Annotated in this window: 11 protein-coding genes; 4 read left to right on the top strand and 7 right to left on the bottom strand. The window is 43.4% G+C overall.

Features of this window, described 5'->3' with window-relative positions; genetic code table 11:
- Window positions 1–32: 32 nt before the first annotated feature.
- The gene (locus IGI86_RS17385) at window positions 33–926 is read right to left on the bottom strand and encodes an SDR family oxidoreductase (RefSeq protein WP_008376956.1); all 894 of its coding nucleotides are present in this window, start codon (window positions 924–926) and stop codon (window positions 33–35) included.
- Window positions 927–1,182: 256 nt separating this feature from the next.
- On the opposite strand from IGI86_RS17385, the gene IGI86_RS17390 reads away from it, so the two are divergent.
- The 3 genes from IGI86_RS17390 to IGI86_RS17400 all read left to right on the top strand — a co-directional run bounded on the left by IGI86_RS17390 (window position 1,183) and on the right by IGI86_RS17400 (window position 2,988).
- The gene (locus IGI86_RS17390; protein WP_016619437.1) at window positions 1,183–1,635 is read left to right on the top strand and encodes a DUF2188 domain-containing protein; all 453 of its coding nucleotides are present in this window, start codon (window positions 1,183–1,185) and stop codon (window positions 1,633–1,635) included.
- A 350-nt stretch (window positions 1,636–1,985) separates the two neighbouring features.
- Window positions 1,986–2,453, top strand: coding sequence for a DUF5626 family protein (locus tag IGI86_RS17395; RefSeq protein WP_005232933.1), 468 nt, complete (start codon window positions 1,986–1,988; stop codon window positions 2,451–2,453).
- A 16-nt stretch (window positions 2,454–2,469) separates the two neighbouring features.
- The gene (locus IGI86_RS17400) at window positions 2,470–2,988 is read left to right on the top strand and encodes a helix-turn-helix domain-containing protein (RefSeq protein WP_005232932.1); all 519 of its coding nucleotides are present in this window, start codon (window positions 2,470–2,472) and stop codon (window positions 2,986–2,988) included.
- A 105-nt stretch (window positions 2,989–3,093) separates the two neighbouring features.
- Here IGI86_RS17400 and mnmG read toward each other — a convergent pair whose 3' ends face one another.
- A complete protein-coding gene (mnmG, locus tag IGI86_RS17405) occupies window positions 3,094–4,983 on the bottom strand; it encodes a tRNA uridine-5-carboxymethylaminomethyl(34) synthesis enzyme MnmG (protein ID WP_077453256.1) in 1,890 nt (629 codons plus the stop codon).
- Window positions 4,984–5,016: 33 nt separating this feature from the next.
- Complete coding sequence (mnmE, locus tag IGI86_RS17410) at window positions 5,017–6,414, bottom strand: tRNA uridine-5-carboxymethylaminomethyl(34) synthesis GTPase MnmE (protein ID WP_034859087.1); 1,398 nt, start codon at window positions 6,412–6,414, stop codon at window positions 5,017–5,019.
- A gap of 238 nt (window positions 6,415–6,652) precedes the next feature.
- On the opposite strand from mnmE, the gene IGI86_RS17415 reads away from it, so the two are divergent.
- Window positions 6,653–6,982 carry a heavy metal-binding domain-containing protein gene (locus IGI86_RS17415; protein ID WP_005226284.1) on the top strand — a complete coding sequence of 110 codons (330 nt, stop codon included), beginning with the start codon at window positions 6,653–6,655 and terminating at the stop codon, window positions 6,980–6,982.
- Between the two features lie 202 nt (window positions 6,983–7,184).
- Here IGI86_RS17415 and jag read toward each other — a convergent pair whose 3' ends face one another.
- The 4 genes from jag to rpmH form a co-directional block, all read right to left on the bottom strand.
- Window positions 7,185–7,943, bottom strand: a complete 759-nt coding sequence (gene jag, locus IGI86_RS17420; RefSeq protein ID WP_086316718.1) for an RNA-binding cell elongation regulator Jag/EloR — start codon at window positions 7,941–7,943, stop codon at window positions 7,185–7,187.
- Window positions 7,944–7,960: 17 nt separating this feature from the next.
- On the bottom strand, window positions 7,961–8,785 hold the full coding sequence (locus IGI86_RS17425) for a YidC/Oxa1 family membrane protein insertase (protein ID WP_008376942.1): 825 nt from the start codon (window positions 8,783–8,785) through the stop codon (window positions 7,961–7,963).
- Window positions 8,786–8,803: 18 nt separating this feature from the next.
- Complete coding sequence (gene rnpA, locus IGI86_RS17430) at window positions 8,804–9,139, bottom strand: ribonuclease P protein component (RefSeq protein ID WP_008376940.1); 336 nt, start codon at window positions 9,137–9,139, stop codon at window positions 8,804–8,806.
- Between the two features lie 147 nt (window positions 9,140–9,286).
- On the bottom strand, window positions 9,287–9,421 hold the full coding sequence (rpmH, locus tag IGI86_RS17435) for a 50S ribosomal protein L34 (RefSeq protein WP_002356012.1): 135 nt from the start codon (window positions 9,419–9,421) through the stop codon (window positions 9,287–9,289).
- Window positions 9,422–9,932 lie beyond the last annotated feature (511 nt).

Below are 9,932 nucleotides of genomic sequence, written 5' to 3' on the forward strand. Positions count from 1 at the left end.
CCTCCTCCTTTTTCTCCGATTTTTTGATAAGCTTACAAGTTGATGGCTTCTCCGCCGGTAACACCATAAATCTGTGCTGTCACATAGCTAGCTTTATTGGAAGCTAAAAAGACATAGACGGGTGCCAGCTCAGCTGGTTGTCCTGCCCGCTCCAGTAATGCTTGCTGACCAAATTCAGGCAGCTTGTCTTGCGGTTGGCCATGATCTAACTGTAATGGTGTCCAGATTGGTCCTGGGGCTACCCCATTGACCCGAATCCCTTTTTCAGCAAATTGTTTCGCCAAGCTGACTGTAAAACTGGCGATCGCCGATTTGGTTGCCGCATAATCCATTAAATGGGCGCTTGGACTAAAGGCTTGGACAGAAGTCGTTGTCACGATCGCTCCCCCAGCCGGTAAGTGTGGCTCAGCTGCTTTCACTAATGCAAACATTGAGATAATGTTTACCATAAAGGTGTCTTTCACTTGTTCAATCGGTAATTCTGCAATCGATGGCCGCGTGATTTGCTGTGCTGCGTTCAATACTAATGTATCTAACCCACCTAATGCTGCTACCGCTTTGTCAACGATCTCTTGTGGTGCCGCTTCGTCTCGCAGGTCATAGGGTAGCAAAATCACTTTGCGTCCGGCTTCTTTGATGTACCCTGCAACTTCTTCGGCATCTTCTTCTTCTCCTGGGAAAAAGTGCAGGGCAATGTCTGCTCCTTCACGAGCGAAGGCAATCGCTGCTGCTCGTCCGATCCCAGAATCCCCACCGGTAATCAGTACCCGCCGGTTTTCTAACTGCTGACTTCCCTCATAAGAGTCTTCACCACAATCAGGTTTTGGTCGCATTTCTTCTTGTAAAGCAGGCGTATCTTGTTCCTGTTTGCTGTATTTACCCGTGTGATAAAGTTCCCGTGGATCAGTCAAAATAGGTTCACTCATTCTTACGTCCTCCTTTTCTCTATAATAAAATTCTAAACCATTCATTTTTTTTTGGGAAATATAACGCTTTGTTAACAAAAATAAATCCTCGTTTATTAGAAAATGAAAAAAGAAAGTGCCCTCATTTTTGACCAGAAAGCAAATGATTTCACTTTTTTATAGAAGGGGGTAAACTAATAAGTAATATCTGGTGGTGCCTGTAAAAAGGAACCCCTAGGAAAATGACTTTGGATCAAGAAAAAGGAGGAACCAAACAATGCCTTGGAATGTCCGTGATTATCCTGCGTCAATGAAGAATCTAGACCCCTTAGTTCGTAAAAAAGCGATCGATATCGCCAATGCCCTGCTAGCCGATGGCTATTCCGACGATCGGGCGATCCCGATCGCCACGAGTCAAGCAGAAAAATGGTATGACAATGCAGATGAAGAGGAGAAGAAAGCTTTTCAGAAAGAGAAAAATCCGCAAAAAGATGATGCCCATCAAACCAATAAAAATGCGAAAAAATTAATGGATGCGGATGTTGAAGTTGTGTATGAAGAGGACCAATGGCAAGTCCGTTCCAAAGGAGCAAAACGTGCCAGTGATCATTTCGACAAGAAAGCAGAGGCCATCGCCCGTGCCAAAGAAATTGCCGAAAACAAAGAATCCGTGGTGAACGTTTATAAAAAAGATGGCGACCATCAAAAGGATATTGATTTAGGAGAATAAAAATGGCCGCAAAAAAGCGGAAGGAGGTCTTACGTTTGTCGTTTTAACGGCGCGAAACGTTACCTTCTCTTTCGCTTTTTTGTTTCCTTTTACAGCTAGGTTTGGTTAAAACTAAAGCAACCGCTTCTTTAACGTTTCTTTTAAAAAGCAACGTTTCATTGTCAGAAACCTAAAAAACGAAGACCTTTTGAATGAACCATTACTTTTAAAATTTCTCGACATCCTAAAAAATAAGCCTATGAAATGCTGCTCTAGCAACAACTGTAAACCATCCGTTGCCGTTGCAAATTAGCTTGTGCTTTCTTTAACTAGCCAAACCTTGTATACTTAAACTATCAAAAGTACAAGGAGTGGTATTTGTGAAAAAATTATTTTTTGTGCCGTTTATTTTTATTTGTTTCTTCTTTGCTCTTCCAGCTGCCGCCCAAACAGTGGAAGAACCTGAACTCGTTTACGACTTAGCATCAGATAGTCCCTATGAGCAGCTGATCACCGTAGATGAAGAAGGCAACGAGTTGATTTTGACCATTGAAAAATTGCCGTCATTCCGGGCAAATCTGGCAGCAGGAACGTATCGCGTGTCAAAAACATCCACCGGTAATTGGACCGCTAGTTACAATGTCACGGTCAATAGCCGCAATCAATTTACAGGCACTTCGAATTTAAGTTTAGTTGCTCACAGAGGAAGTATCACTTCTAGTTCATTAACTCACACGTCCACTAAAGCCACCTGTACGTTTAAGCAAAAAGCAGGTATAATCACTACCAATGGGAGTGTCGTAACCACGATCTCAAATGGGAAGCTAGTTGTTAAATAGCAGATAGGAGCATACATTGGCTTTAGCAGAACAATTAAAAAGCTGTCGCGAGTCTTCCGGATTGTCGCAAACAGCAGTCGCAGAAAAATTACAGATTTCACGCCAGTCGATTTCAAAATGGGAAAACGGGCGCGGCTATCCAGATATTGAGAATTTGATTTTGTTGAGCGATCTCTATCAAGTCTCGATTGATGAGCTCTTGCGGGAAAACGAAGCGTTAAAAGAGCGGATCGAAACCAATAATCAAGAGATTAACGACAAAAAAGAAAAATTGTCGTTACTCCAAAGAACGATGGCAACGGAAAAAGATGAAAGTCTGCTCTTGCTACTGTTAGCTGGAATCGGCTCATTTCTCTTTCCATTAGGTTTGATTTTAGATGGCTTTGTCTTATGGCGTAACAAAAAGGCCAATAATTTTTATGTATTGATCTATATCGTCTGTGCCTTCTCGATTTTCTTGAATTTGTACGATGGCTATGTCCATCTCAGCAACATCATGAACTGGGGAACCACTACGATTGAAAAAGTGGAATAATTCAATTGCTAACACAAAAAGCCCGCTGCGAATTGTTTTCGCAGCGGGCTTTTGACACTCTATTTACCATTTATAAATTGGTTTTTCAAAGAATATTAACCGTCTTTAAACCTTTGCAATCTTCCCTTGTTCGATATACACCATCAAAATACTAATATCAGCTGGGTTTACTCCGCTGATACGGCTCGCTTGGGCGATGGTTTCGGGTTGGATTTTTTGCAGTTTTTGTTTGGCTTCTGTTGCCAAGCCATTGATAGCGGCATAGTCGATGTTTTCAGGAATGCGTTTGGCTTCCATCCGTTTGAGTTTCTCCACTTTTTCGAGGGCTTTTTTAATATAACCTTCGTATTTGATTTGGATCTCGACTTGTTCAATCTCTTTTGGCTTCAATGCTTCATTGGCTTCAATAAATTGCAGCATTTCCGCATACGTCACTTCAGGCCGGCGCAAGAATTCATTTGCTAAAACGCCATCTTTTAAGGTGGCCGTCCCTTTGGCAGTCAAATATGCTTGTACTTCTGGCGTTGGTTTGATGCGGATTTTAGACAAGCGTTTGATTTCTGCTTCAACAGCTTCTTTTTTCGCTACATATGCTTCGTATTGCGCTTCTGGGACGAGCCCAATTTGATGTCCCACTTCGGTCAAACGCAGATCGGCATTATCATGACGCAGCAATAAGCGGTATTCGGCACGAGAGGTCAATAAACGGTATGGTTCATTGGTTCCTTTGGTCACCAAATCATCGATCATCACACCGATATAACCGTCGCTGCGTTTCATAATGAAAGGTTCTTTGCCTTGAATTTTCAAAGCGGCATTGATGCCGGCAATCAAGCCTTGACCGGCCGCTTCTTCATAGCCGCTGGTTCCGTTGGTTTGTCCTGCCGTAAAGAGGTTTTCGATGACTTTGGTTTCTAATGTTGGACGCAATTGATGAGGTACCACGACATCATATTCAATGGCGTAGCCCGTCCGCATCATTTCCGCTTTTTCTAAACCTGCGATGGAATGCAGCATTTGGACTTGGACGTCTTCTGGCATAGAAGTAGAAAGCCCTTGAACATACACTTCTTCGGTGTTCAATCCTTCTGGCTCCAAGAATAGTTGGTGACGAGATTTGTCTGCAAAACGCACGATTTTGTCTTCGATGGATGGACAATAACGGGCACCTACCCCTTCGACGATCCCTGTAAACATCGGCGCCCGATGTAAATTCTGGTTGATGATTTGGTGCGTCCCTTCGTTCGTATAGGTCAACCAGCAAGGTTCTTGGTTTTGATTGTAGGCTTCATCGGGTGTGCTGTAACTAAAGTGATTCGGTTGTTCATCGCCAGGCTGGATCTCCGTTACCTCATAGTTGATGGTGCTGGATTTGACCCGCGGTGGTGTACCGGTTTTAAAACGAGCGATCTCTAGACCAAGCTCTTTCAAATGATCGGCTAATCCAATCGATGGCTGGGAGTTGTTTGGACCAGAAGAATACTTCAACTCTCCAATGATGATCTCCCCTCGCAACGCTGTTCCTGCAGTGATCACTACAGCTTGGGCTTGGTAACGAGCGCCTGTAGATGTCACGACGCCACGGCATTCGCCTTCTTCAACGATCAGCTTTTCAACGATCCCTTGGCGCAGTGTTAGATTGGCTTCTTTTTCGATCGTTCGTTTCATTTCAGCCGCATAGGCATGTTTATCGGCTTGCGCCCGCAAAGCCCGCACTGCGGGACCTTTTCCTGTATTGAGCATCCGCATTTGGATGTAGGTTTTATCGATATTTTTGCCCATTTCTCCGCCTAAAGCATCGATTTCGCGCACCACGACGCCTTTTGCTGGTCCGCCGACGGAGGGATTACAAGGCATGAATGCGACCATGTCTAAGTTGATGGTCAGTAAAAGGGTTTTTGCCCCCATTCGGCTGGCTGCTAAGGCAGCTTCTGATCCGGCATGGCCGGCACCAACAACGATCACGTCATAACTTTCTGCTTGATATTCTTGCATGGTGTTCTCCTTTTTACGCCAGTGGCGCATTCTTTATTTTCCTAAACAAAACTGACTAAATAATTGGGTGATCAACTCATCTTGGACACTGTCGCCGACAACTTCTCCTAGATAGTCCCAGCAACGTGTCATATCGATTTGAACCAAGTCGACAGGCATTCCTGCTTCGATCCCTTGGATGACCTCAGACAACGACTGAACGGCATTTTCTAATAAGGCAATGTGGCGGGTGTTAGAAAGATAGGAAGCATCCTTGTCGGTGGTTTTCCCCCCAAAGAATAGATCGGCAATGGCTTGTTCCAGTTGATCCAAGCCTTCGTTGGTCAATACAGAGACAGAAAAAATCGGTTCATCTGCTGCGTACTGCGCTAATTCAGCGGGCGCTAGTTTTGGCTCAAGGTCGGTCTTATTCAATAAGATGATCCGACGGCTGCCAGCAGTCAGCTCCAGCAATTGTTTGTCTTCCTGGGTCAATCCTTCGCTTTGGTTGAGAACCAGCAAAATCAACTCCGCTTCTGCCAGTGCTTTGCGGCTGCGTTCGACCCCAATTTTCTCAACGACATCTTCCGTTTCGCGGATACCAGCCGTATCGATCAGTTTCAACGGTACCCCGCGAACATTGACATACTCTTCAATGACATCTCGAGTCGTACCAGCAATGTCTGTTACGATAGCTTTTTCTTCCCTTAATAAATGGTTCAATAAGCTGGATTTACCGACATTCGGCCGACCGATGATCGCAGTACTCAGGCCTTCTCGCAAAATTTTTCCTTGTTGGGCAGTTGCTAATAAGGCTTGGATCTGCCCTTTGACCATCGTGGCCTTTTCTAACAATAAGCGGGTCGTCAATTCTTCCACATCATCGTATTCAGGGTAATCGATATTCACTTCAACTTGCGCCAACGTCTCTAAGATCTCTTGGCGTAAGGTCCGAATCAAGTGGGAAAGATTGCCATCCAGCTGATTGACAGCGAGATTCATCGCCTTATCGGTCTTAGCACGAATCAGGTCCATCACCGCCTCGGCTTGAGAAAGATCAACCCGTCCATTTAAAAAGGCCCGCTTCGTGAATTCCCCCGGCTCAGCCAAACGTGCACCTTGTCGTAAAACCAGCTGCAAGAGTTGATTGACGACAACGATCCCGCCGTGACAGTTGATCTCAACGACATCTTCTCGGGTAAAGGTCCGCGGCTTTTTCATCACTGAAAGCATCACTTCATCCATCAAACGGTTTTCTTCTGGGTCCACGATATGACCATAATGAATCGTATGACTAGGGACTTGGGCGAGGGTTTTAGTGCCTGCTTGAAAAATCCGATCCGCAATTGCGATTGCTTCTTCCCCGCTTAATCGCACAATACTGATGGCCCCTTCGCCTGGCGGGGTGGAAATTGCGGCAATCGTATCAAATTCTTGCGTAATATTCGCCATGTTGCATGCTCCTCCTATTTTTTCACATAAAAAAAGTGCCCACTCCACCCGTCAAATTGATTGAAAATCAATAAAAACGAGTAGACTTAGCACTTTGACTGCTTGTCAATTAAATTCTGGAAATAGATTAGCACATTTTTGCGCGAGTCGCAAGCTTCCTTCAAAAACTTTTAAATTTTGCATCTGTCCGCAAAAACCTTTAAAATAAAAGCAAAGAATAAGAAAAGAGGGATCTATTATGGAAACCATCAAATCATCAAACAGTGCTGCCCGCATTAAAGAAATCATTTTATCGACAGGAAACGTGAATCGGCCTTATGTCGTGCGGGATATCGTCTTTGCGGCAGACAAAATCGAAGTAGATCTATTTGATACATCTGTGAATTTGAACGATCTTTTGGCAGATGTGACCTATCGCTTAAAAGAAACAGCTCACAGCTACGGTGCGAATGCAGTGATCAACTGTCATTTCGAACACGACCGCATCGTCGAAGGCGACAAAACCTACCTTGAGATCTTTGCCTATGGTACGGTGGTTCAATTTACTCAATCAACCATTGGCGGCTAATTGCCCCTTTGAACAACGAAATACAAAAAAGAGTCCGCGGCATACGGACTCTTTTTTGATACCAAAGGCTGACCTACGTAACGTATGTTGACTTTGATAAGAATGATTTCTAGTCAAGGATACTTGGTTTTAAATTTGTTGTCAATCGCTTTTTCCCATCAAAAAAGGGAAAGGCTTGTCAGACCGCCTTTCCCTTTTTTCATTAAATTCGTTTGTCCGCAGGTTCCACTACTAAGTAGCGATACGGTTCATCCCCTTCAGAATGAGTTTGAACATACGCATCTTTACTCAATACGGAATGGATCTGTTTTCTTTCAAACGCCGGCATCGGCTCTAAAAAGACCGGGCGGCCTGTTCGTTTGACTTTTTCAGCAGTACGGCTGGCCAAACGTTCTAAGATCGCTTGACGTTTTTCACGGTAATCCCCGACATTCACAACGATCGACAATTTGTTTTTCGCGATGCGATGAATATAAACTTGCGCCAAATATTGCAGTGCATTCAAGGTTTTGCCGTGCTTCCCAATCAAAATGCCTTGTTTTTGCGTTTCTAATTGAAAGACGATCACGCCGTCTTGACGAGCGGTTTTTACTAAGGCAGGTGCATTCAATGCTTTTGAAATATTTGTCAGATAGAGTCCCAACTGAGCCAATGCTTCCTCATCTGAAAGATCCGTCAGCAAAACAGGTTCGCTCGCGGCCGCCTCCATCACACTGCTTGCATCCTCTGTCGTCACAGGATCTGGTTCTACCAGCGGTTTTGCTGGTACTTCTTCAACGGGTGCCGGTTCTTCAACGATTCTTTTTTCAATGGAGACCCGTGCTTGTTTTTTTCCTAGCCCCAAGAAGCCTTTTTTTCCTTCATCCAGGACTTCGATTACTGCTTGATCTTTGGTGATACCAAGGACTTGCAATCCCTCTTGAATTGCTTCAGCTACTGTCAGATTTTCATAAATCGGCATTGCAGTGCAACCTCCTCTTATTTTTTCCGTTTCTTTTTAGGACTCATTGCTTTTTTCAGGGCTCGTTCACGCTCGCGTTCTTTGCGGGCGGCTTCTTCTCTTTCTTGGCGAATCTTGAATGGGTTATTTAAGATCATTGTTTGCAAGACTTGGAATGCATTAGAAACAACCCAGTACAAGGAAAGACCGCTGGCAATGTTGATCCCCATCAGTAAGATCATCATCGGCATAGCGAAATTCATGATTTTCAAACTCGCATTTGATTCCACTTGGCTCATACTTGATAAGTAGGTACTTGCAAAAGTAAAGAGCGCCGCTAAAATCGGCAAGATGAAGTATGGGTCACGATCACCCAGCTGCAGCCATAAGAATTTTCCTTCTTGCAGAGCAGGAACCCGTGAGATCGATTGCCACAAGGCCATCAAAATCGGCATTTGTACCAATAATGGTAGACAGCCGGCATAGGGATTGACATTGTTTTCCGCATACAAACGTTGTGTTTCTTCTTTTAACTTGCTTTGTGTTTCTGTATCTTTTGACGCATATTGCTGCTGCAGCGCTTTTAGCTTCGGTTGTAATTCTTGCGTTTTGCGCATGCTTTTGGTTTGAAAGTGCATCAACGGCATCAAAATGACCCGGATGATCAATGTAAAGAGGATGATCCCGATCCCGGCATTGCCGAAGGAGAGGGCTTTGATCGCCTCTGCAAAATAATAAACGATGTAACGATCCCATAGACCGGTACTTTGTGCATTTACTTCACCTGTTGCACCGCAGGCAGATAAGACAACTACTAATGAGAGAACTCCCAAAAATAGTAAGACGCGTTTCCCTTTTTTCACGTAACTAATTCCTTTCCATTAATGAATAATTTTGGCAAGCTTTAAGACATGCTCTAAATTCGAGTAGATTTCCTTTGAGGAACAAGTGGCGATACTTGGACGGGCGATCACAATAAAATCGATCGCTGGTTCGATTCGCGGCTTCATTTCCGTTAAGCTCGCACGAATCTTACGTTTGACCTCATTTCGCTTCACTGCATTACCGACTTTTTTTCCTACAGATAAACCAACTCGAAAATGTGATTGCTCTTTAGGTAAGACATACACCACGAACTTCCGATTTGCAAAAGAATTTCCTGCCTGAAAAACTTTTTGAAAATCTTGCTCTGTTTTTACTCGATAGGATTTTCTCATCTTCGGTTCCTTCACTTCTTTCAATTAAGCTTCGCGAAACGGATTGAATCCGTAACCACTCACCTGTCAATAATACCATATTTGCCAAAAGTCAGACACTATATTCCGCAAAAACGGCATAAAAAAAAACCACTGGCATTCAGTGGCTTACGCAGAAATAACCTTTCTGCCTTTACGACGACGGCTAGCTAAAACACGACGTCCATTTTTTGTACTCATACGTTTACGGAATCCGTGAACTTTTTGACGTTTACGTTTATTTGGTTGATACGTTCTTTTCATTTATTTCCACCTCCATCAGGATAATGCTTATGCGCACAGACATACTTTGATAGTATAACGAGTCAAGTACTAGTTTGTCAATAAGAAGTTTGCTCAAAATCGACCATTCTTTATCCACAATTCCCTTGATTTGTGTGGATTTGCTGTTTACAGCTAATTTTTGTGGATAACTTTTTCCCCAGAGTTATTTTGACTTTTTCCACAAACAAACAGCCTGTAGAAAAGTTTTCCACAATCGCTTTTACAGCTGTTGATAACTGGCCTAAAACCTAGTATTATCAAGGCGTGATCTTCACATAGATCTGTGGATAAGAGAGAATTTTTTCTAGTTATGCACATTCTTTTTCTACCTGTGGATAGTGCATTTTCGAACATGTGCATTTCCTTTTTTCTTTTATCCCGTTTTGTGGAAAAGTATTTTTTTCTAACCTTTTTTATCGTAATCTGTGGAAAACTTTTTCAATCCGTGCTATTTTAGTTATATCTATTCTTAGTTATAGGAGGACAATTT

This window comes from Enterococcus sp. AZ188 (assembly GCF_050544075.1).
Taxonomy (GTDB): Bacteria; Bacillota; Bacilli; order Lactobacillales; family Enterococcaceae; genus Enterococcus_D; species Enterococcus_D entomosocium.